General features: G+C 40.8%; 18 protein-coding genes. All 18 read right to left on the bottom strand.

The features are described from left to right. Nucleotides 1-148: 148 nt before the first annotated feature. Entirely contained in the window at nt 149-868 is a 720-nt protein-coding gene (locus MHB66_RS07980; RefSeq protein ID WP_046310963.1) for a pentapeptide repeat-containing protein, read from the bottom strand. Nucleotides 869-946: 78 nt separating this feature from the next. Further along, nucleotides 947-1717: an ABC transporter permease gene (locus MHB66_RS07975; RefSeq protein ID WP_227001718.1), complete on the bottom strand. Its 771-nt coding sequence runs from the start codon at nt 1715-1717 to the stop codon at nt 947-949. A 233-nt stretch (nt 1718-1950) separates the two neighbouring features. Continuing rightward, a complete protein-coding gene (locus tag MHB66_RS07970; RefSeq protein WP_034281828.1) occupies nt 1951-2844 on the bottom strand; it encodes an ABC transporter ATP-binding protein in 894 nt (297 codons plus the stop codon). A 21-nt stretch (nt 2845-2865) separates the two neighbouring features. Next, a complete protein-coding gene (locus MHB66_RS07965) occupies nt 2866-3159 on the bottom strand; it encodes a transcriptional regulator (protein WP_034281826.1) in 294 nt (97 codons plus the stop codon). After that, nucleotides 3152-3745 carry a hypothetical protein gene (locus tag MHB66_RS07960; protein WP_034281824.1) on the bottom strand — a complete coding sequence of 198 codons (594 nt, stop codon included), beginning with the start codon at nt 3743-3745 and terminating at the stop codon, nt 3152-3154. Before MHB66_RS07960 ends, MHB66_RS07965 begins: the two co-directional genes overlap by 8 nt. A gap of 299 nt (nt 3746-4044) precedes the next feature. Next, nucleotides 4045-5178 carry a cellulase family glycosylhydrolase gene (locus MHB66_RS07955; RefSeq protein ID WP_046310961.1) on the bottom strand — a complete coding sequence of 378 codons (1134 nt, stop codon included), beginning with the start codon at nt 5176-5178 and terminating at the stop codon, nt 4045-4047. Between the two features lie 24 nt (nt 5179-5202). Next, nucleotides 5203-6432 (bottom strand): endo-1,4-beta-xylanase, encoded by a 1230-nt coding sequence (locus MHB66_RS07950; protein ID WP_046310958.1) that lies wholly within the window; start codon nt 6430-6432, stop codon nt 5203-5205. An 80-nt stretch (nt 6433-6512) separates the two neighbouring features. Then, the gene (locus MHB66_RS07945; RefSeq protein WP_046310955.1) at nt 6513-8618 is read right to left on the bottom strand and encodes a glycoside hydrolase family 48 protein; all 2106 of its coding nucleotides are present in this window, start codon (nt 8616-8618) and stop codon (nt 6513-6515) included. A 32-nt stretch (nt 8619-8650) separates the two neighbouring features. Then, entirely contained in the window at nt 8651-10501 is a 1851-nt protein-coding gene (locus MHB66_RS07940; protein WP_046310953.1) for a glycoside hydrolase family 9 protein, read from the bottom strand. 425 nt (nt 10502-10926) lie between these two features. Continuing rightward, complete coding sequence (locus tag MHB66_RS07935) at nt 10927-15180, bottom strand: PolC-type DNA polymerase III (RefSeq protein ID WP_235362306.1); 4254 nt, start codon at nt 15178-15180, stop codon at nt 10927-10929. A gap of 133 nt (nt 15181-15313) precedes the next feature. Further along, nucleotides 15314-17011: a proline--tRNA ligase gene (locus MHB66_RS07930; RefSeq protein WP_034281811.1), complete on the bottom strand. Its 1698-nt coding sequence runs from the start codon at nt 17009-17011 to the stop codon at nt 15314-15316. Nucleotides 17012-17091: 80 nt separating this feature from the next. Then, on the bottom strand, nt 17092-18357 hold the full coding sequence (rseP, locus tag MHB66_RS07925; protein ID WP_101677204.1) for an RIP metalloprotease RseP: 1266 nt from the start codon (nt 18355-18357) through the stop codon (nt 17092-17094). Nucleotides 18358-18363: 6 nt separating this feature from the next. Next, nucleotides 18364-19515: a 1-deoxy-D-xylulose-5-phosphate reductoisomerase gene (gene dxr / locus MHB66_RS07920; RefSeq protein WP_046310947.1), complete on the bottom strand. Its 1152-nt coding sequence runs from the start codon at nt 19513-19515 to the stop codon at nt 18364-18366. Between the two features lie 39 nt (nt 19516-19554). Beyond that, on the bottom strand, nt 19555-20349 hold the full coding sequence (locus tag MHB66_RS07915; RefSeq protein WP_024424148.1) for a phosphatidate cytidylyltransferase: 795 nt from the start codon (nt 20347-20349) through the stop codon (nt 19555-19557). 12 nt (nt 20350-20361) lie between these two features. Next, on the bottom strand, nt 20362-21144 hold the full coding sequence (locus tag MHB66_RS07910; protein ID WP_034281803.1) for an isoprenyl transferase: 783 nt from the start codon (nt 21142-21144) through the stop codon (nt 20362-20364). A gap of 130 nt (nt 21145-21274) precedes the next feature. Beyond that, the gene (frr, locus tag MHB66_RS07905) at nt 21275-21832 is read right to left on the bottom strand and encodes a ribosome recycling factor (protein WP_024424150.1); all 558 of its coding nucleotides are present in this window, start codon (nt 21830-21832) and stop codon (nt 21275-21277) included. Nucleotide 21833: 1 nt separating this feature from the next. Further along, nucleotides 21834-22556, bottom strand: coding sequence for a UMP kinase (gene pyrH / locus MHB66_RS07900; protein ID WP_008344767.1), 723 nt, complete (start codon nt 22554-22556; stop codon nt 21834-21836). Between the two features lie 134 nt (nt 22557-22690). Then, nucleotides 22691-23572, bottom strand: a complete 882-nt coding sequence (gene tsf, locus MHB66_RS07895; protein WP_046310945.1) for a translation elongation factor Ts — start codon at nt 23570-23572, stop codon at nt 22691-22693. Between the last annotated feature and the right edge of the window lie 23 nt (nt 23573-23595).

Below are 23595 nucleotides of genomic sequence, written 5' to 3'. Positions count from 1 at the left end.
TTATTTGAAAATAGAAGTTCTCCACATTTATTTTGCTTAACGAAAACCTTGCATTAAACTTTCATATCATGTTAATGGGGCAGCAAGAGATAGTGAATAAAACAAAAATAAAAGGCTATTGAGATTTTTCTCAATAGCCCCTGCTGTATTAAATATCGATTACTTCCACACCCCTTAAATCTGCCCCTTCTCCTTCTAAAATATGATAAGTCATTTTATCCATTGTCACTCCAATAAAGTTTAATTTTTTAATCGTACATGATTTAAAATTAACATTGATTAATTTAGAATTCTCAAAAGAAATGTTTTTAAAATAACAATTTTCAAATAAAACATTGATTAAAGATGATTCATCCATACTAATGTTGGGTAAATGACAGCCATATAAGGATGAATTCGTTATCTCACAATGTTCAAAATGAGATTTAGTCAAATCACTCTTTTCAAAGGTAGTTGAGGAAATTTTAGAATGGCTAATATTAACTTTTCTCAGATAACACCCATTAAAATCTGAATGGCTCATTACTTTTTGTACAATCGATAGTCCTTTAAAATCGCACAACTTATATTTAACATTTATAAATGTTAACCATTCTAAATCAGCATTAACAAATATTTTTTTCACGTGCTCTACGCGGTTATGATCATCAATTACTAATGTATGGTTATCAATGCTTATTTCGCCTGATTTCAGCTTTTCAATAAGCATATCCTGAACCTCTGCATCTTTTAATCCATCATTTTCGAGTTTTAATTTAACATTTCCAAGCAGCTCTAATAATTCTTTTTTCTTTTCTTCATATGTTTTGTCTTTTTTATATGGGCGAAAACAACTTTCAACATACAGTTCTAACTCTTCACTTAACATTGCCTCACTCCTTTTTTTACAGACAGCATACATGCATTGATTTGGCGGCGCATAACATTTAGCTGAAATTTTTAGTGACTAGCCTCTGGCTCTCTTTATATATTTTTTATAGCCAACCAACGAAAGAATAAACCCTAACAGTGTATAGCCTATAAGGACTGCTGTTACTAAGATCAAATTCTCTCCTCCTGGTAGTGTTGATACTGATTGCACTAAGCCTTGATGTGCCCAATACTGCGGGAAGAGCATACCAATTATTTTGAGATAACTAGGTAATTGATCAAATGGAGTCCATAAACCACAAGCAACTGCTGTCCCTAAAGCAATCATGTTTGTCATCACTAAGCCTGTATTCTCAGTTTTAGCAAATGCAGCGATGGCAACTCCCCATGAAGTCACTTGCATTGATAATAGGACAACTACTAAGAAATACGAGCTGTATTGTGTTATTTCAATACCATATAAATAAACCCCTAAAATGGTTAACAACAAAACTTGAAATAAGATAATGATAAAAAACGGAACGCACTTTCCAAGAAAAAAATGATGCGGCTGTAAAGGAGTACTTGCCAGCCTTGCCACAATTCCTTTCTCACGATCTTTTACAAAACTAATGACAATTGAAATAATGACAAATGTGGAGAAAAACACGCTCATCCCTGTCACTGATTGAGAAGCAACCAATGTTTTTTGTGCTTGAGAACTACCTGATGTAAATAATTCTATTAAAAGAATAATTGAAGCAACTGGTAATAAAATGGTCCAGAACAACAATGATCGATCTTTCACCTGTTTTATAGATTCGATGCGGACTAGTGGCCACATAAAAATCACTCCCGTTATATTCATTTGATTCCCTTCTATACAACTCTTAAATAATCACATTTTTTATTTATTTTACCATTTGCGGATGTGGCGAATTAGAATTAGTCAAATAATGTTGACTAATTACTTATGATTTTAAATCTACGGTACACACAAATTAATTCTGTTCGTTAGATTTATGTTCTTTCTACATCAGTCACTCTTTTAAGTTATTTTCATTGAAATACGAGAGTGGTTTTCATTCATAAAGGGCATTTTTATTGTAATTGATCACGTAAATCTGTTCCTGTTAATTGAAAAAAGACATCTTCAAGTCTCGGTCTGTACAAAGATAATTGTTGGGGAACCAATGATTCCTTCTTACTCAGTTTAGCCAAATCTTCTAAAGTATCTAATGGTTTTGTAGTTTTAACTAACACTCCACCTTGATAAGTTACAAAATCATACCCGAGATTAGTTAATGTTTTATTAGGAATCTTAGATTCAAAAAAGACTGATGTTTCTGCGTAACGATTCAAAAGCTCATCTATTTTGCCTTCTTCAACAATGTTCCCTTTATCAATGAAAGCCACATAATCACATAAACTCTCTATTTCCTCCATATAATGACTAACATAGATAATAGTTCTTCCCTCTTCCTTCAATTTGTTAATGATGTCGAAAATATAACGTCTTGATTGAGGATCTACCCCCACTGTCGGTTCATCTAAAAGAATTAACTTAGGAGCATGCATTAAAGCGCAGCCAATATTCAAACGGCGTTTCATTCCTCCTGAAAAGCTTTCAACGATATCATTTGCTCTTTCCCACAATCCTACATCTTTTAGTGTTTTTTCTACTCTTTCATCTAATGTTTTCCCTTTTAAACCATAAATTTGTCCAAAAAACTCCATATTTACTTTAGCTGTTAATTTTTCCTCTAAGCTGATGTCTTGCGGTATGTAGCCGAGCGCACTTTTAGATTCACCAACATGCTCAACTTTGCCTTCATATGATTTAATGATGTGAGATATAATTTTCATCAAGGTTGATTTACCAGACCCATTTGGACCTATTAATCCATAACAAACTCCTTCTGGAATCGTTAATGTAACACTTCTTAACGCTTGGGAAGTTCCATATTTTTTACTGACGTTTTCTATTTGCAACATTCGGCACCCTTTCCTTTCATCTCATTTATTTTTTAAAATGGCTTCAATAACACTCAAATATTCTTTGTAGGCGTGCTCTCCCAAATCTGTTATACTCACGATTGTTTTTGGTTTTTTATCCACAAAGGTCTTTGTAATTAGCACATAGCCTGCTTCCTCTAATTTTTTTAAATGCGAGCCCAAATTACCATCTGTTACAGATAAAGAACCTTTTAAGAAGCTAAAATCACATTTTTCATAAATCATTAATAAACTCATAATCCCTAACCGAACTTTTGGATGGATTAAATCATTTAAACTATTGACATTACTCATTTCCTTGTCCTTTTCTTTTTAAAATCACACCAGTTAATAACAAACTTCCTCCACCTATAAAAGCGAAGATAATGTTCATTAAACTAGGAAATAATAAAAATGTAGTTACACCTAAAACACTTAGCCAGAACCCCATAATAAAGATCTCTTTAGCCAGAACAATACCTAAGAGTAAATACATGATGGAAACCAATAAAACAACATAGAAGGGTAAATTATTTAATGTATATGGTAATAAACCAACACATATTAAAAAAATAAAGATACCTAAAATGATTCCAATACCAAGCCATGTGTATTGCAATTGAGTTCTTAAAAACAAGGGCATCGGTATCATTTTCTTTTGTTTAAAATAAGTAGTTAAAGTGATAACCCAGCCAGCAATGCCTAAAATAAGCCAAAAGACAGCTGCAGTTATAGAATGAGCAAAAAGTAAAGGTATTGAATATCCCATTATCCAAATAAGGCCCCAAATGATAAAATAAATACTGGTTTGTTTACAATACTCTGTTTTATAGTTTGTAATCGTCTTGATATGAGATAAATTCTCTAATATTTCTGAATTATTAAATTTTTCATTAGACATAAATAAACTCCTCTTCCACAAAGAACTCTGTACTACAGAGTATAGAATTAAATTTCCATTTAGTCAAGTTATTGGAAATGCCTTTTTATGAATTAAAATAAAATATAACCACCCCCTTCCTTTCAACGAAATCTCATAAATACCTTCTGCTTCTTGATCGTTTCTGGAACTTGGTCTCATAACCGCTTCATATTTCAAGAAATTTAAATATAGAAAAAGTGATAAATATTCTGTCTGAAAAGTAAGAATTACTAATTGGAGTGAGCTGTATAAACAGTTCCTTATTCAGCAGGCATTCGTCATCGGTTCTTTTCATTCATTCTTTTCGCATGTTCACTGATAAGTGCTGCCTCCCTGCTCCCTTTTATGATGCGGAAACCGTCATAATCCGGATAGAGCGAATCATCGTCCTGAATGCTTGTTAAAATCCAAAATTGACTGCCAGCCCCTCCGAGCCGCTCAACTGCTGACAGCCAGCTTTGGTATACGTCAGGACGAGCTGATTGATTTTGATAGCCAAACTCTTCTAGCACAACTGGCTTTCCGATTGAATTCCCGCGGGTGATATGGTCTTCGATCCATTTCACTCCCCAGGCAGCAGACTTGCTCCAGTGATCTGGGTACAGATGATAGGTTCCATAATCGATATTAGGAAGAGATGTTAAACGGTCCCAATCGACGCCTTCTCCTCCACCGTAAAACCAATCTTCATGTCCTGGTATGCGAAAGAATCCTTCATCTCCTACTGCAACAAGATGGTGACGATCCAGCGATTTGATCCATGTACTCATTTCATCTGCCCATTTGACAAGTACATTTCCCGTGGGATCTGACTGCATCCGCGGCTCGTTGGCTAATTCCCAAGTCATAATAGCTGGATCGTCTTTATATTGAACACCTGTATACGTATTGGTTCTTTCTAATACATAACGCACATAATTTTTGTATGCTTTTTGAATACGAGGATCTGTATAAAAAGCATCATGCGATTCTGCCCCGAACCACTTCACATATTGATTCATCCCGCCAAAGTCATCCCAATTGTTCACTAGTGGGATCACAAGCTTTATTCCTTCCTGTCCTGCTTTATAAATCGCATAATCTAGTTTTTGAAAACCAGATTCTTCATAGACGCCTGGACTAGATTGTAAGACTGAGTTCTCTTGAGGGGCCCCGTCGTGAAAGCCCCAAATTCGTATGACCTTTAAATTCATTGCTTTCATATCATCGAACACAGCATCTACCATTTTTTTAGATTTATAATGGAAATAGTAATTATTTGTGCCGGCGAAGTAAAATGGTTGATTGTTCAGCGTAAATTGTGTACCAGACGTCTGCACATAAGCGGCGGCCTTCATCGTAAGCGAAAACCAGCCAGACCATATAGCGGCTACAAGTATGAAGCAAGACACTCTTTGAGCCAACTTTTTCATTTACATTCTCCTCACAATCTATCTCTATCCTCCTTGAGGCAGGATCACATCTAGTTGATACGGTGTTTGTTCATTTGAATCAAGTGCAATCGTCTGCTGTTTGAGCATTTTACTTTCTTTACCGATTCGAATCTCATATGTTCCGTGAAATGCTGGACATTTCACATGGCCATTAGCATCTGTTTTTTCAACTCTTTGGGTCGTCCACTCATTTAGAAGCTTTTCATAACGTCGGCCTGCTTCATTTAAAGACCAATCATAATTCACGATGGCTGCATGTTCACCTCTCCAATGGGCACCTGCCCAAAATCCCCACATCAGCACTCCTTTTACGGCTGGATGACTAAATGCGACGCGATATAAAGCCTCCAGGTTATCCGCTCTTCTATTAGGGTCAGGGTGAACAGAATCGTACTCTGTGACCCATATTGGAAGACCAAGCTCAGCCAGCACATCGAGCCTCTCTTTGACAATGACTGGATCGACCCGTTCTTCAAAATGGCCTTGAACCCCAATCGCCTCAATAGGTGCGCCTAACTGACGCAGTTCATTGATATGCGCTTTATAGGCATGGTGTTCACCATAAGAGATCACATTATAATCATTCACAAACAATAGTGCTTGAGTGTCAATTTTTTTCGTTTCTTCATACATCCACTTCCAAATAGTTTTCCCAAAGCGATCTTTAAAAAATGAACCATGCATCATTTCATTGTTTACATCCCAATGACGGAACCTTCCCTTAAAGTGATTGCCCGCATGCTCAAGCCGGTTTTTCATAGCTTCATATACTTCGTGATTCGGCAGTGACCTTAGCCAGCTTGGATTCGCATCCTCTACCTCCCAAAATAAAGCGTGCCCCCTCACTGGAAGCTGATGTCGATCTGCAAAATTCAGCATCGCATCTGCTTTTTCGTAGGTGATTTTCCCTCTTTCTGGCTCATTCGCATACCATTTTGCTTCATTTTCAAAAACTGCCCAATTAAAATGCTTTACGAAAAAATCAGCATATTGTTGATTAAATAACACTTGATCATTCATCGCTGAACCAAAGGCGAATTCATGTCTGATTTGCTTTATTTCAACCTCTATACCTGCTATTGGCTTTTTTTCGCCGTTTGTCACGTTGATCACAAGATCTCTTTGTCTATGCTCTGAGATTCGATCATCCGCCTCTTTTTTCCACATCAGATTTTCCTGCCTATTTTCGCCTCTATTGAATGAATGATGAAGAAAGCTTCTTTCTTTGACCATGTGAAATCACCCTTATCTTCATTGGATTGATATTACTAATCAAACTGCCGACTAGAAGCCGGCAGCTTGATTTTAACCTCTTAGTTGATCAGACGATGGTATTCAGCATAGGCAGTGGCCATATCCACTTGAGACCAGAAGCGGTGATAAGTGAAAACTGGTGCGCCATTCTCCCATTTGCCTGTAGCTTCATTAAATGAAGACTGATATTTACTTTCGAGTGAAGACCATGCTGGATCTTGTTTAATCTTCGGACGAAGATCAGCAAAACTCGTATAGACCCCATTCCCTCCTCGCTGCGGGTCAGAAGGAATGGTGCTGGCTCCAGGAATCTGATTTCCTTGACCAAATGTCCCATTCCATCCATTTGGGAAATACACTTCTTTTCTAAAGAAACGGTCATAGTCTTCTCTATCTTCCTCTGTCACTATGCCGACGCCATCATTGTAATTCCATGCAACCTCTAGGAGCTGCGCGGCTGCATCTTTCGCTCTTGCACCAAGCGCTGTATAATCACCTGTTTCCTGCTTTGTGGCTGCAGCAAAGAATATCAAAGCTTTGGCTAGACTTCCTAATACGCCCGTATCCTGAGTCGGATCTTTAGTTACAGCTGTTAAATTTGGATTTCCTGTTGCAGACTGGAACCCATTCCAAGTATCAGGCTGTCCGCTCCAAGCAATATTTCCAGGAAGCCAAAACTCTCCAGGCGCACTTGTTGTAGCAACTGAAACATTCGTTCCCCCTAGAATTCTCTGTCCTTGCTCATCTAAGAAATAACCCTCTTCATCCGACACAGGACGGCTGCCGATAAAAATGTAATCTAAGGCATAGCTGACCCATTTTGTTATGACAGATTTGGCCATTTGGACATTTTCAGATGTTTTGTCGCCATCTTTTACAAAAATATAATAAAGCTCTGCTACGCGCTCCATTGGCCACGCCTGCATTCCAAACCAGTTATTTGAAGGCGGGTCAAGGTAAACAGGTGCATCTTCATATGCCATATCATAAAAAGTACTTCTTCCTGCTGGATAAGCGCTATAGTCTCCATTCCAGCTATTGGTTGCGCCTCCTGCTATGGCTCCTTCTTTCGATTGAAGCCATACGTAAAATTCAAGCTGTCTCTTTAAGGTTTTTTCCCAATCGCTTGCCCCTGTTGACGAAGATGGCTTTAAGCCTCCTTTATCAGAGGATAAAGCATAAGCGGCGACAGGATTTTGATATCCCTGATGACAATGGCTCGCTCCGATACGCCATGACCAGTTTGCATACTCCCCAAGTCCTCCGCCCCAAGAGGTATACCACGCCATTAAGTAATGACAGGCGCCCTTTCCGTTTCCAGGATACGGATTCCCCTGCTTCCCGCTTCCAATCGTTTGAAAATATTTATCGTACATGCCGTAACGGAGGAAATCCCCCATTTTTTTCGCTTTATCAAGATAAGCTGACTGATTATAGCCGAGCTCCTTTGCCCAATACATCGCTTGTATCGCACGCGCATCAGCATCCGTTGCATTCGTATAGCGCCACTGGGCAGCTGGAGCTTGATTTTCTTTTGTGAACAAGCTCATAAAGCCTTCATTCGGCTTACCAAAAGATTTATCATCCTGTGATGGATGAGGGATGGACTCCCATACAGATTCTTGCGGACCACGCTGGAATGTGTTCACATAGGCGGCTGTATGTGATGGGTTGAGCAAGTTGCCATAGCCATACCAGTTATCTACGTCAAGGAGCCAGTGCATTAAATACGTTTCATTCTTCCCATAGGTTGATTTCAATTCACTATCAATTGGATCTTGACCAGCAGGACGAGCACCGGTCAGCTGGCTTGGGTATTGATCCGGAAATGGTTTCTCTGCTGCGTATGTGGCTGGGCTGGACGGATTATAAGCGTTCATATGCGGCTGCTCATCATGTCCATCTTCATTGACTGGGATGATGTACTTCTCCATATTGTCCCAAGCTGCCTCTAATTTGCTCCAGTCCCCTGTGTAATGTCCGTACAGCACCTCAAGCCACAGCCAATAGCTATACGCTTCTGAAGTTGTCATATGTCCGTAATCAGGTGCTTCACAAATGAGCGTCTCGATTGAATGATAAGGAATTCCTTCTGGTGAAAAATATCCATTCGCATCGCTTTTGATTTGATGATAAAGCGTTAAAAACCGTTCTTTGTTTGACAAGTCCTTCACCCTTTCAATAAAATCATTGTTTTTTATTTGTCTGGAAGTGTGCCAAATACTAAAACACCATCGTCAAAGACAGGAATCTTTGTTGTTTTTTGCATATTGGATGTTAATCCTTGATAGGAATAATCATTTGAGGCATCCCATATATTCGATCCATTTGGAGCAGATAATCGAAATTGTATTTCCTTCTTATGCTCAGATTCTCCACTAGGAGAAATAGCTACGCCCGTAAAATCGATTTCTGCAAAATAGACGCGGCTTGATTCGTCATATACCTTTAAAGGTGATAAGGAAGCGCCTTCATTGTAGGCTGCTGTCACTTGAATATCCTTTTCAGTGAACCCCTTTGCAAAGACCTCACTCAGATTAACGTAATATCTAAAGGACAGTGTTTGACTGCTTCTTGCCGGCCAGCCGGACCGGTTGTATAGCACTGCTTTCAATTGAGTAGATGTTGTATCGTTATGCATCACAGCTGCCTCTACAAAAAACTCATCCTCCACCTGTTCTTTAGGCGGGAAATTGGGCAGCTTTGATTGCCCTTGACCAAACAGCTGCACCATTTTGGCGATATTTCCAGTGAAGGCGGCATTATAATCGGTCGCCACCTCGTTTGATACATAATCCGAGATGTCATCGTCATATTGATCCTGTGCATTAGGACCTCCAACAAGCGCTCCATAAAGTGTGTGCCGATGAACTGGAGGATTTGTCAGCTGGTTCGACCATGAGCCATGTGCAGTACGGTGGTGCGGGTGCTTCGGAGGATTCTGGCCAAAACCAACGACATAGCTTCTATTCAGCGGATTATCCCCTAGCATATAGTGAGTTTGCTTAATCGCAAACGATTGGTATCGATTTTTCTTTTCTTGATCAGATACCCAATCAGCATAGACAAAGGCTAAAAATGCTGCATTGGCGGCATAACGAAGTGAACCCCATTGATCAAGCCATGCCAAACCGCCAGGCGTATAGGTGATTCTTTCTACTTTTCCATTTTGAACAAGACCTGTAGTCCAGTAATCAAGATTGCGCTCTGTCGATTCTATAAATCTGTTTTCTTTCGTGATTCTTGCTAGTAAGATTTGTGAGGCAAAAAAAGTATTGTCCCATGACATGGTAAACGTATAATCCCAATCCTTCGGCCATTCCTCTACCGCTTTTAATGCTTTGTTTAAATAGGTTTCTTCATTTGTCGCCAAGTACAGCCAGATCCCGCCCCAAATAAGTTCGTCAACATAGCCGCTCCAGGAGTTGTAAAATGGCTGCGCATTGGTGACACAATCTGTATATTTGCCGCGATACCTGTCAGCAAATGCATATAGCTGTTTGGCGTGCGTCAAAAGCTTTGCTGCATAGGACGCATCTGTTTCTTTAAAAATGATAGAACCTGCTGCTAAAGCCGCCGCAGTTTGTGCAGCTACTTCTGTGCCAGGACAATGTTCATCAATTTTAAAAGCTGGCCGGTTCATCGGCATCACTTCTGCTGGACCCCACCAAGCATGATCGGCGTTTCCATCACCTACTTGCGCCCAAAATTCATTCGGTCCTGTATGTGCTTTCAAAAAATAATCCGTTGCCCACTTGATTTGATCTAAGATCTCATCAAGCAATTCTGCTTCTTCATAAGCTTCCCGGTATTCATATACTGTCCATGCAAGCACGGCTGCTGAATAAGCCATCGGAAGTCCAAATTTCACATGATCTCCTGCATCATACCAGCCGCCAGTTAAGTCATGCCCAACATCCTTCCCGTCCTCTAGTCCAGAATCTCCCCGCCAGTTAAGACGATTACTTTCCGGAAGCCGGCCTGACCGCTGCGCTTCATAAAACAGCATGGATTTTTGGAGAACCTCTACATAGTTGTAAGATGCCATTTCTCTATTGCTCACCCCTTCTTTTTAGTGAAACATTGATCAATAGACGCGACCGCCTCCTTTCTATCCTTCATTTCGTGATCTGTACAGTTTTGAAAAGAATCAAATATGTTTCAAAAATAAGCATAGTAAACAGCAATCAGCTTTACGCTCATCGAAGGTTTTCTCTTGATTCTCCTTCTGACTGTACCCAGAATGATCATATGTCGCTTGAGAACATTTCAGACGGCGAAATTCTCTTTTGAGCTCTATTTGGGTAGAAAGAATGACATACAATCTCTTCTCTTAAAACATCACGCTAAATCAAGATATATGAACGAATAAGAAAATAATTCCAATTGATGAGAAATCTTTATTAGTTAACATAATAAAATTATTGTATATAGAGAAAAGAACGCCCTTTTAGGGCGCTCTTATTTATCACATTAAAATAAAGAAAGCTGGTTTTGATCAGGAAGTGCTTCTAAACAGCCTTGACGATCTAAATATTCAAGGATGGTCTTCGACACTTTTCCGCGTTTTTGTAAATCTTCTTTTGAGAGGAATTCCCCATCTTGCCGCGCGCGGACAATATTTAACGCAACGTTTGTACCAAGTCCAGGGATTGAGTTGAATGGCGGTATTAAACCGTCTCCATCAATGATAAACTCCGTTGCACTTGAGCGGTAGAGGTCAACTTTTTTGAAGTGGTAGCCTCTTTCACACATTTCAAGTGCAAGCTCTAGTACAGTTAATAGGTTCTTTTCTTTCGGTGATGCATCTAGACCTTTAGAGTTAATGTCATCCATAACAGCTCGTATCGCATTCGATCCTTTTGTCATCGTTTCAATATCAAAGTCATCCGCACGAACGGTAAAGTAAGCTGCATAGTACAGGAGTGCATGATGCACCTTGAAATAAGCAATCCGAACAGCCATTAACACATAAGCAGCCGCGTGGGCTTTAGGGAACATGTATTTGATTTTTTTACAAGAATCAATATACCAGTTTGGTACATTATTATTCTTCATTTCTTCTTCCCATTCAGGAGGAAGTCCTTTTCCTTTACGAACAGATTCCATGATTTTAAAGGCAAGTGACGGCTCTAAGCCTTGATAGATGAGATAGACCATAATATCATCACGGCACCCAATTACTTCACTTAGTTCACATGTTTTATTGTGAATGAGCTCTTGCGCATTTCCGAGCCAAACATCCGTACCGTGTGATAGTCCAGAAATCTGAACAAGCTCTGAGAAAGTCGTTGGTTTTGTATCCTCTAGCATTTGCCGAACAAATCTTGTCCCAAATTCTGGGATACCGAGTGTACCTGTTTTACAGCCAATTTGCTCTTCTGTTACACCTAGTGGCTCTGTCCCTTGGAAAATCTTCATGACTTCAGGGTCATCTGTTGGAATCGTTTTTGGATCGATTCCGCTTAAATCTTGAAGCATACGAATGACCGTTGGATCATCGTGCCCAAGAATATCCAGTTTGAGCAAGTTATCGTGGATCGAATGGAAATCAAAATGTGTCGTCTTCCAATCGGAACCTGTCGCATCTGCTGGGTATTGAATAGGTGAGAAATCGTAAATGTCCATATAATCAGGCACAACGATAATCCCGCCTGGATGCTGGCCTGTTGTTCGTTTTACCCCTGTACAGCCTTGTACAAGCCGGTCGATTTCAGCGCCTCTCATATGAAGGTTATGATCTCCTGCATAGCCTTTTACGTAACCATATGCTGTTTTTTCTGCAACGGTACCAATCGTACCTGCTCTGTATACATAATCTTCACCGAACAGCTCTTTTGTATAGTTATGTGCGATCGGCTGATATTCGCCTGAGAAGTTCAAGTCAATATCAGGTACTTTGTCTCCTTTAAAACCTAAGAACGTTTCAAACGGAATATCATGTCCATCTTTTTTATACGGCGTTCCACATTCTGGACAGTCCTTATCAGGAAGGTCAAAGCCTGAACCAACAGATCCGTCATTAAAGAACTCAGAGTGCTTACAGCTTGGGCATACATAATGAGGTGCAAGTGGATTTACTTCAGTAATCTCTGTTAATGTCGCAACAAGAGATGAGCCGACAGATCCCCTTGAACCAACAAGATATCCATCATCAAGTGATTTTTTTACGAGCTTATGAGAGATTAAGTAAATAACGGCGAAGCCATGACCGATAATACTTTTTAATTCTTTCTCAATGCGGTCTTCTACGATTTTCGGCAAATCATCTCCGTAGATGCTGCGCGCCATTTGATAGCTCATTTCCCGTATTTCTTCATCTGCACCTTCAATTTTTGGTGTGTAAAGATCATCTTTGATAGGTTTAATGCTTTCGACCATCTCAGATACCTTTTGCGTATTTGTTACGACGATCTCTTTCGCTTTTTCGTCTCCTAGGAAGGAGAAGGCTTCGAGCATTTCATCTGTCGTTCTAAAATGAACTTTTGGCAGTTCATGGCGGTTCAGCGGATTCGCTCCACCCTGTGATGAAATTAAGATTTTACGATAAATTTTGTCCTCTGGATGCAGGTAATGTACATTTCCAGTCGCCACAACTGGTTTATTCAGCTTTTCGCCAAGCTTGACAATGTTTGTGATGATTTCTTTTAACGCACGCTCATCTCGAACTAGCTCAAGCTGCAGCAGGTGCTGATACACTTCTGGCGGATGTACTTCTAAATAGTCATAAAATGCTGCAATGTCTTCCACCTCATCAGGTGACTTTTGCATCATTCCTTCAAATACCTCACCCTTATCACAAGCAGACCCAACAATTAAACCTTCTCGATATTTCTCAAGCTGAGAGCGCGGAATACGCGGGACCCGGTAGAAATAATGAATATGAGAAAGTGAAACAAGCTTAAATAAATTCTTAAGGCCAGTCTCATTTTGAGCAATCAATGTCGCGTGGTAAGGACGTGAGCGCTGGTAAGCATTCGACTGCCCCATGTTTTCATTCAATTGATCGTGATAGGCAATCTCTTTTTCAGCCGCATCTTTTAGCATCTTCAGCATGAGATAGCCTGTCGCCTCTGCATCATAAATCGCCCGGTGATGCTGCGTCAGTTCAATATCGAACTTTTTACAAAGAGTGTTCAGCCGGTGATTTTTAAATTCTGGGTAAAGGAACCGGCCAAGTTCAAGTGTATCAATGACAGGGTTTGACGCTTTATCTGTTTTTAGCAGGCGTTTATACGCTGCATTTAAAAAGCCCATATCAAAGCTCGCATTGTGCGCAACAAGGATATCTTGTCCAATCCATTCTTTGAAATCCCGCACGACGTCGACGACATCTGGTGCATCTCTCACCATATCATCGGTGATACCTGTTAATTCGATGGTGGTCGCTGATAACGGGTGATGGGGATTAGCAAATGCCTCAAAGCGGTCAATGATTTCCCCGCCTTTTATTTTCACTGCTGCCAGCTCAATGATCGTGTCATAAACGGCTGAAAGTCCAGTTGTCTCTACGTCGAATACGATATACGTCGCATCCTCTAACAAGCGGTGCTCTGGGTTATATGCAATCGGTACCCCGTCGTCTACTAAGTTGATTTCCACACCGTACATCATTTTGATGCCATGCTTTTTACTTGCTGCATACGCATCTGGGAAGGATTGTACAACGGCATGATCCGTCAGGGCAATTGCTTCATGTCCCCATTTTTTTGCTTGTTCAACAAGTCTGCCAATGCCAGTGACAGCATCCATTTGGCTCATAGGGGAATGTAAATGAAGCTCCACACGCTTTTCACCCTCAGGTGCTGTATCTTCTTTCAACTGCGGTTTCATTTCATTGACATCATTGGCGATCATGACAAGATCTCTGACAAACGTATCATTTTGAATGCTTCCTCTTGCTTTCACCCACATGCCTTTTTTCAATGATTTCATCAGCTGAGCATCTTCTTTTTCTCTTGCAAACATTTTGATCAAAATACTGTTTGTATAATCTGTGATCTTAAAGATACAAAGCGTTCTCCCGCTTTTCAGCTCACGCGTTTCTGCATCGAATACGTAGCCTTGAACGGTAATTCTTCTTTCCTCGTCCATGATACTATCAAGCGTACGAATTTCTTCATTGTCTTTGATTTGATAGCCAATCATCAGAGGGCCTGACGGAGCTTCATTCTGCTCCTCACTTTCTTTCTTCTCCATCTCAGTGAGGGCTTGCATGGCTCTTTCTTGATCTTCAGCAAGCTTTTGTTCTCTGAACTTCTGAATCTCTTGATCTGATACAAAAATTTCTGTATCGAATTGCAGCTCTGGAAAGCCCACTTGTTTAAATGCGGCCTGAAGCATCGGGCTGTACTTCTTCTTAATAGCGAGTGCCTCTGTTTCGCTTTTCGTTTTAATGATGATTTTATGTCCAGACAGCGATGGTTTTTGCTGCTGAAGCAAGCTGATGATTGGGGGAGAAATTCCTTGAAGTTCTTCCACACAATGTGACCAGTACGATTGCACGAGTTCTTCAGATATGTGCGGATCACTCACTTCAATCGTACAAGTGATTTGTGCAATATGTGAAAATGCATTTGTCAGCCTGCTGAGAAACATGGCGTATACTTTGTAAGGCAAAAGCGCTTTAAATTTAAAAAGGAAATGCCATGTTTTCGTCGCCTTATGCACCGTCAATTTGACGATTTCTCCTTCTTCAAAGTAACGACTGAGGTCATCATCTGTCATTTGAATCTGATTGAGTAATATATGAAATTGCCGCCGTGTGATCGGTAATTGTTCATCCAAGACAGGACCCTCCTTTTGTCAATCAGAAAGGTACCTCTTTTCTACAGGAGGTACCTTCATTTTTTTGTTCGCTTTATGCTTGGCGTATAAATGAAATCAGATCATCAACAGATACTTCATGTGATTCACCTGATTTTCTAAACTTCACTTCTACTATACCTTCTTCTGAACGTTTTCCGCAGCTAATACGAATTGGCAGTCCAATTAAATCACTGTCTGCAAATTTTACTCCTGCACGCTCCTGGCGGTCATCGAAAAGTACGTCAAAGCCTTCATCTTCTAAGCGCTCGTACAACGTTTCAGCCAGTTCTTTCTGCGCATCGTTTTTCATATTTAATGCAAGGAGGTGAAGGTCATATGGTGCCACTGTTTCCGGCCAAATGATTCCTTTCTCATCGTGATGCTGTTCAACAATCGCTGACAGCGTTCTAGAGATGCCGATGCCATAGCAGCCCATAATCATTGGCTGCGCACGACCATTCTCATCGAGGTACGTTGCATCCATCGACTCAGAATAACGAGTGCCCAGTTTAAAGACTTGTCCTACTTCAATCCCTTTTGCAAATTGGATTGTGCCTTCCCCATCTGGAGAAACATCTCCTTCTTGAATCAAGCGAAGATCTGTGAATTCTTTTACTGACACGTCACGTGCAGGATTGACATTGACATAATGATAATCCGCTTCGTTTGCACCAGCGACAGCATTTGTCATTCCCTTCACAGCAAGGTCCGCATAAATATCGACTTCTGCTTCCAGTTTAACAGGTCCAACAAATCCAGGCTCAGTTCCAATAACTTTCAGCACTTCTTCGCGTGAAGCAAGCTCGACAAGCTGTGCTCCTACCAAGTTTTTCACTTTCACATCATTTACTTCATGATCGCCTCTAGTTAGGATCAGAACATACGCATCATCTGCTTTAAACAAAACAGATTTAATGCAAGCAGAAGGGTCAACTTCTAAAAAGCCAGCCACATCTTGAATGGTTTTCATTTGCGGAGTATGGACTTTTTCAAGCTCTTTGAAGTCCGCAGGATTTGCTTCTTTTCCGTGATATACAGCCTCAGCCATTTCGATATTCGCGGCATATGAGGACGTATCAGAATAAGCGATGGTATCCTCTCCGACTTCTGAGAGCGCCATGAACTCATGCGTATCTTTTCCACCCATTGCCCCTGAATCTGCAATGACTGGTCTAAAATTGAGACCCACTTTTGAGAACACATTAGAGTAAGCCGTAAACATTTTGTTGTATGTCTCATCAAGGCTTTCTGGTGAAGAATGGAATGAGTATGCATCCTTCATGATAAATTCACGTCCGCGCAGCAGTCCAAAGCGTGGTCTCTGTTCATCACGGAATTTTGATTGAATCTGATATAGTGTTAAAGGTAGCTTCTTATACGATTTCACTTCGCTGCGTACTAATGATGTGATCACTTCTTCGTGGGTTGGGCCAAGCGCAAATTCGCGTCCGTGGCGATCCTTCATACGCATCAGTTCTGGACCGTATGTATACCATCTTCCTGACTCTTGCCACATTTCTGCCTGCTGCAGCACTGGCATTAGCAGCTCAGCTGCGCCTGCCTTTTCCATTTCCTTGCGGACGATCGATTGAATATGCTGAATGACTTTATGCGCAAGCGGCAGATAATGATAGATTCCACTTGTATTTTGTCTAATAAACCCAGCTCTTACTAAGAGTTGATGACTTTTTGCCTCAGCATCTGCCGGCACCTCTCGAAGAGTTGGAATAAAAGTCAGGGATTGTCTCATGTCGTTACACCTCATTTATGAAATAGGACTTCTCACAAAAACTCTTGTTTCCCGGAATGAGAAACAAGAGAGAATGGTTTTTATAAAAATAACCGCTGAATGTCATTCCACGTTACCACTAACATTAACAGCATGAGGAAAGCAACACCGATAAAGACAACAAGTGCTTCCTTCTCACGATTAATTGGTTTACCGCGAATGGCTTCAACAAATAAGAATAGTAAACGTCCTCCGTCTAATGCAGGAATCGGTAACAAATTCACGATGCCTAGGTTGATACTGAGGAACGCCGCAAACTGCATTAATGTTAACACACCTTGTTTGGCTACTTCTCCTGTCATGTCATAAATTCCAACAGGACCTGCTAACATGTCTAGTGAAAATTGTCCTGTGACAATTTTTTGCAAGTTCGTTAAGATCAGACCTGCCGTTGAAACGACAGTTGTTCCAGAGGATGAAATAACTTTCAAAAATCCATTTTCCGTTGGCGGATATGATCCGAAACGGCCAATGCTTTTCCCATCTGCTTTCACAGCTTCTGGTACAACCTGCACAGTGCTTTCCTTGCCGTCTCGGTCAATGACGACATTCATTTTTTTCTCAGGGTTCTTTTGAACTGTTTGAACGACATCTGTCCAAGAATTCATTTTCTCGCCGTTAATGGACACGATGTGATCTCCCTGCATGAGTCCAGCCTCAGCCGCCCGGCCGTCTTTCGTCAGCTTACCGAGTACAGGATCATCAACGGTTACCCCTTGAATAAAACCTAAAGCAACCAAAATCACATACGCTAGAATAAAGTTCATAATCGGTCCAGCTGCGATAGCTTTAATTCGCTGCCAAACCGTTTTTGAACCGAATTGACGATTGTATGGTGCGATTTGAATTTCTTCACCATCTGCAATATAGAAGCTTGTTTGACTGACATTGTAGCCAGTCAGAATATCTTCATTTCCAGCTTCATATCCCGAGATTCTCATAGCATGATCTAAATCAATCTGCTCAACTTCGATGACAAGTGCATCAGGATATTTTTCTTTATCATTTAAAATGATCTTTTCTACTTCATTTTGCTCATTGAATAAGAGCCCCACTGTATGACCTGGTTTAATTTCGATAACTTCAGGGTCCTCTCCAGCCATTTTAACAAATCCGCCAATAGGGAGAAGTCTAATGGTATAAACGGTTTCTTTTCGTTTAAAGGAGAAAATCTTCGGCCCAAAACCAATTGCGAACTCGCGGCATAAAATCCCCGCGCGCTGCGCCATAATTAAATGGCCAAGCTCGTGGAAAAAAACGAGCGTTCCAAAAATAATAATAAACGCAATCACTGTATTCACGAACATACCACCTTATGTGAGGATTGATTGAACAAAGTCTCGTGTATCTTTGTCCACTTCATGGATATCTTGCAAACTAGGCGTTGAAATCACATGATGTCTGATTAGTGCCTTTTCAATCAATTCTTCAATTTGCAGGAACGTTACTTTGCCTTTCAGAAATGCATCGACTGCCATTTCATTTGCTGCATTAAGTACAGCAGGCATTGTCCCTCCTATTTTACCTGATTCATAAGCAAAATGTAAGCAGCGATACCTGTCAAAATCCACTTTCTGGAAATTCAATTGTCCAATCTCCCAAAGGTTCAATGATTTCGCTTCTTGTAACGGCGCCCTGTCAGGGTATGTGAGTGCATATTGAATAGGCACTCTCATGTCAGGTGTCCCTAACTGAGCCATGACGCTTTTGTCGTGAAATTCCACCATCGAATGGATAATGCTCTCTTTATGTAGCAGCACATCAATTTGTTCATAAGGGATATCAAACAACCAATGTGCCTCGATCACCTCGAGCCCTTTATTCATCATCGTCGCTGAATCAATGGTGATTTTCGCTCCCATCGACCAGTTCGGGTGGTTCAGCGCTTCTTCAACCGTAACACCTTCAAGTTCAGTTCGTTTTTTATCTCGGAAACTACCACCTGAAGCTGTCACGATTAAGCGTTCAATATTTTTAGCTTGTTCACCTTGCAGGCATTGAAAAATAGCGGAATGCTCACTATCGACAGGAAGTAAAGGTACATCATATGTTTTAGCGTACTCTTTTACTATATGACCAGCTGTCACAAGTGTTTCCTTATTTGCGAGAGCAATCGTCTTTTTTTGTTCAATGGCCTTTAATGTTGGAACAAGTCCAACACTCCCTACAAGTGCATTGACCACTACGTCCACTGCATCATAGGTCGCTGCCTCGATGTTGGCTTCATCATCAGCAGCCAGCTTCACATCGTATGCAAATGAATGATTTTTTAGCGTGTGATAGGTTTCTTCGTCTACACAGCCGACGAATTCAGGCTGAAAGCGCTCAATGATCGGAATCGCCTTTGCTATATTTCTGCCAAATGTCATGGCTTTCAGCTTAAACTTGTCCGGGTGCTGACTGATCACATCTAACGTTTGTTCTCCAATTGATCCTGTTGCGCCTAATAGCGAAATATATTTCAAATTGCCACTCCTTCTCTCGTTCAATAAGTTTCTATGAGGTTAGCTGGCAAACGTTGCGAGCAGTAAGTATAAAAACGGCAGAACGAATAAAAAGCTGTCAAACCTGTCCAAAATCCCGCCATGGCCAGGGAGAATTGTCCCTGAATCCTTCACGTGATAATGACGCTTTAAAGCAGATTCCACAAGGTCGCCTAGCTGTCCAAAGATACTGAGTAAAAGAGTAATAAACATCACAAGCAGATATGATGGCAAAAATCCTGTAACCGCCTGAAACACAAGTGACAACACGACCGCTGTGACGATTCCGCCGATAAATCCTTCTACTGTTTTGTTTGGGCTGATTTCTGGCCAAAGCTTTCGTTTCCCCATAGATTTCCCAATAAAATAGGCTCCTGAGTCAGTAGACCAAATAATCACTGCTGCGAAGAAGATCGCACTCATGCCATATAAGCCTCTAATTTGGATAAAATAATAGAAACTAACGCCAATATATAATGTGGCTAATACAACAAAAGCAACCTCATCGAATGTGAAAGAGTTTTTGCTCAAAACTGTATAAGTTAAAAGTATTAAGACTGCAAATAAAGCAATCTGCATTTTTGATGCGTCCACGTTTGGGAAGAAGCTGTTGTCTCCGCCCATTAAAAGCCAAAGCAATATTAAGCTGACAATACCAGGAAAGCTGAAAATCGAGATCTTTTTCATTCTTAAAAGCTCAAAGAGAGCGACACTTCCCATTAAATAAATCAGCAGGGTAAATGGCATCTGTCCATATATAACTGCAAGCAAAAAGACTGCAGCTGCCAAAACACCCGTCAAAATTCTTTGTTTCATCTGCACCACCCTCTAAATTCCACCGAACCTCCGGCCGCGGCGCTGGTACTCCCCGATAGCGCCTATAAGGTGCTCATCAGAAAAGTCAGGCCAAAGCACATCCGTAAAGACAAACTCGCTGTACGCAATTTGCCAAAGCATAAAGTTGCTTAATCTAATTTCTCCACTCGTGCGAATGAGCAAATCCGGATCTTGAAGAGATTCTGTCATTAAATAAGCTGAAAACATCTCTTCTGTGATGTCTTCTGCTCGAAGCTTACCTTCTTTGACCTTTTCAGAAATTTGTCTGCATGCGGAGACGATTTCTGTGCGCCCACCATAGTTGAGCGCAAAGTTCAAAATGAGTCCGTCGTTGTTCGCCGTACTCTTTACTGCGTTCTCTACCGCTTTTTTCGTATGCTGCGGGAGGCCGTCTGGATCACCTGTTAAACGCACACGGACATTTTCTTCGATGAGTTCAGGCAGGTAGATGTTTAAAAATTCTTCAGGAAGTTTCATTAAAAAGTCTACTTCTAATTTTGGACGTTTCCAATTTTCCGTAGAGAAAGCATACAAAGTCAGCACTTTGACATTCAGCTCATTTGCAAGCTTTGTCATGCGCTTGACGACTTTCATTCCTTCATGATGACCTGCTACCCGTGGAAGAGCACGTTTTTTCGCCCATCTTCCGTTCCCATCCATGATAATGGCGATATGTTCAGGAATTTCTCCATTTAATATGTCTTCTTTTGTCAGGCTTTCTAAGTTGGAAGCTGCTGTTTGCTGATTCTTCCAATTTTTGAGTATATTGAGCATGAGATTCCTCCATCACCCAAAAAGGTTGCGTTCCCGCTAAATAATATAGTCATCAACAGTATTAACAAAAAAACCCCCTGTAAACATGAAGAGGGTCTTTTCACTATTATCTATTGTACATAGTTTTTTCTTAAACTTCCATGATTTCTTTTTCTTTATCTTTCGTCACGTCATCAATTTTAGCGACATATTCATCTGTCAATTTTTGAACATCCTCTGTCGATGATCTTAATTCATCTTCAGTGATCTCCCCATTTTTCTCAAGCTTTTTCAAATCATCGTTTGCATCACGACGCACGTTACGAACAGCTACTTTTGCTTCTTCTGAGTATTTTTTCACGACTTTCACAAGCTCTTTACGTCTTTCTTCTGTCAGCGCAGGAATCGCAATGCGGATCACATTTCCGTCACTTGTTGGCGTGATGCCAAGGTCAGACTTTTGGATCGCTTTTTCGATATCACCGATTGCTGTTTTATCGTAAGGTGTGATAATCAGCATACGTGCTTCTGGCACTGTGATCGACGCAATTTGGTTAAGCGGTGTTTGTGCACCGTAATAATCCACTGTCACTTTATCAAGCAGTGAAGCATTTGCACGGCCAGCACGAACAGTTGCAAGCTCACGTCCGTAGGCTTGTACGGCTTTTTCCATTTTTTCTTTCGTTTGGTTCAACACTTCTTTTGACACGTTATTTCCCCCTCACGATCGTTCCGATTGATTCGCCGTTTACGGCACGTTTAATATTTCCTTCTTCCATAATGGAGAATACGATTAATGGAATGTCATTGTCCATACATAATGAGGACGCAGTAGAATCCATTACAGCAAGCCCTTCTTTAAGTACATCAAGATATGAAAGCTTATCATATTTTACTGCATCCGCATCTGTACGAGGATCAGCACTGTAGACACCATCTACATTATTTTTCGCCATTAAAATGACATCTGCTTCGATTTCTGCTGCACGAAGTGCTGCCGTAGTATCTGTAGAGAAATAAGGGTTTCCTGTTCCTGCAGCAAAAATGACGACACGTTTCTTTTCAAGATGACGGATCGCTTTTCTTCTTATGTATGGTTCTGCAACCTGTCTCATTTCGATAGAGGTTTGCACTCTAGACTGAATGCCAAGCGTTTCTAGGCTGTCCTGTAACGCCAGTGAGTTCATCACTGTTGCCAGCATCCCCATGTAGTCTGCTGTTGCACGGTCCATTCCTAGATCACTGCCTGTCTTTCCGCGCCAAAGGTTTCCTCCGCCTACAACGACTGCAACTTCAACATCGAGCTCTGCAATTTCTTTTACTTGCTTTGCAATTGATTGAATGACAGTTGGGTTAATTCCATTTCCAGCATCACCCGCTAGTGCTTCGCCACTTAGCTTCAGTACAATGCGATTATATTTCGGTTTGCTCATGATAACCTCCAAGTGTAAACTATACCGTCTCTTATTATGCGTAAGAAACTGTCTTTTGTAAATCAATATCCTCTAAAAAATAGGGAACACAGTGCTTGTGCTCCCTAAAAAAGCCCCAGAGAGCTTTTCAAACATTATTTTTTCACTTGGCTCATAACTTCTTCAGCAAAGTTGTCTTGACGTTTTTCGATACCTTCGCCCACTTCATAGCGAACATAAGTTTGAACAGTTGCGTTTTTCGCTGCTACAACTTGTTTCACTTTTTCATCTGGGTTTTTAACGAACGCTTGGTCAAGTAAGCAAATTTCTTCGAAGAATTTGTTTAGACGGCCTTCTACCATTTTAGCTACGATGTTTTCAGGCTTTCCTTCTTGAAGAGCTTGCTGTGTTAATACTTCACGCTCACGGTTTGCTTCTTCTTCTGACACTTGGTCACGAGAAATGTATTTAGGGTTTACAGCTGCAACGTGCATAGCGATGTCTCTTGCAAGCTCTTCGTCAGTTGTTCCGTTAAGAACAGCTAACACACCGATACGTCCGCCCATGTGCAGGTAAGAACCGAATGCAGCATTATCTTCTTTTGTGATGACAGAGAAACGGCGTAGAGTGATTTTCTCTCCGATTTTCGCAATTGCAGATGTGATATACTCTTCAACTGTTGAACCGTTTTCCATTTTAGAAGCATGAGCTTCTTCAAGTGTTGCAGGTTTAGCAGCAAGCAAATGATCAGCAAGTTCGTTAAGAAGTGCTTGGAATCCTTCGTTTTTCGCAACGAAATCAGTCTCAGAGTTCACTTCTAGGATCACGCCTGTGTTGCCGTCAGTTTTGATAAGAGTTAATCCTTCTGCCGCAATACGGTCTGCTTTTTTCGCAGCTTTTGCGATTCCTTTTTCTCTTAGAAGGTCGATTGCTTTCTCGATGTCACCATCAGTTTCTGTTAACGCTTTTTTACAGTCCATCATACCTGCACCAGTTTTTTGACGCAGTTCTTTAACTAATTGAGCAGTAATTGCCATTTTACATTTCCTCCTTCTATGTT

The sequence above is a fragment of the Bacillus sp. FSL L8-0167 genome (assembly GCF_038630295.1).
Classification (GTDB): domain Bacteria; phylum Bacillota; class Bacilli; order Bacillales; family Bacillaceae; genus Bacillus; species Bacillus safensis.
The sequence above is the reverse complement of the archived record's forward strand: the minus strand, read 5'-3'. Positions and strand labels throughout refer to the sequence as shown.

What these genes read in the sequence shown, in the direction of transcription:
- MHB66_RS07980 (WP_046310963.1), bottom strand. Translation starts at nt 868, where the DNA reads ATGTTAAGTGAAGAGTTAGAACTGTATGTTGAAAGTTGTTTTCGCCCA.
- MHB66_RS07910 (WP_034281803.1), bottom strand. Translation starts at nt 21,144, where the DNA reads ATGCTCAATATACTCAAAAATTGGAAGAATCAGCAAACAGCAGCTTCC.
- pyrH (WP_008344767.1), bottom strand. Translation starts at nt 22,556, where the DNA reads ATGAGCAAACCGAAATATAATCGCATTGTACTGAAGCTAAGTGGCGAA.
- MHB66_RS07915 (WP_024424148.1), bottom strand. Translation starts at nt 20,349, where the DNA reads ATGAAACAAAGAATTTTGACGGGTGTTTTGGCAGCTGCAGTCTTTTTG.
- MHB66_RS07965 (WP_034281826.1), bottom strand. Translation starts at nt 3,159, where the DNA reads ATGAGTAATGTCAATAGTTTAAATGATTTAATCCATCCAAAAGTTCGG.
- MHB66_RS07930 (WP_034281811.1), bottom strand. Translation starts at nt 17,011, where the DNA reads ATGAGACAATCCCTGACTTTTATTCCAACTCTTCGAGAGGTGCCGGCA.
- MHB66_RS07940 (WP_046310953.1), bottom strand. Translation starts at nt 10,501, where the DNA reads ATGGCATCTTACAACTATGTAGAGGTTCTCCAAAAATCCATGCTGTTT.
- tsf (WP_046310945.1), bottom strand. Translation starts at nt 23,572, where the DNA reads ATGGCAATTACTGCTCAATTAGTTAAAGAACTGCGTCAAAAAACTGGT.
- MHB66_RS07960 (WP_034281824.1), bottom strand. Translation starts at nt 3,745, where the DNA reads ATGTCTAATGAAAAATTTAATAATTCAGAAATATTAGAGAATTTATCT.
- MHB66_RS07955 (WP_046310961.1), bottom strand. Translation starts at nt 5,178, where the DNA reads ATGAAAAAGTTGGCTCAAAGAGTGTCTTGCTTCATACTTGTAGCCGCT.
- MHB66_RS07975 (WP_227001718.1), bottom strand. Translation starts at nt 1,717, where the DNA reads ATGAATATAACGGGAGTGATTTTTATGTGGCCACTAGTCCGCATCGAA.
- rseP (WP_101677204.1), bottom strand. Translation starts at nt 18,357, where the DNA reads ATGTTCGTGAATACAGTGATTGCGTTTATTATTATTTTTGGAACGCTC.
- MHB66_RS07935 (WP_235362306.1), bottom strand. Translation starts at nt 15,180, where the DNA reads ATGACAGATGATGACCTCAGTCGTTACTTTGAAGAAGGAGAAATCGTC.
- MHB66_RS07950 (WP_046310958.1), bottom strand. Translation starts at nt 6,432, where the DNA reads ATGGTCAAAGAAAGAAGCTTTCTTCATCATTCATTCAATAGAGGCGAA.
- MHB66_RS07970 (WP_034281828.1), bottom strand. Translation starts at nt 2,844, where the DNA reads ATGTTGCAAATAGAAAACGTCAGTAAAAAATATGGAACTTCCCAAGCG.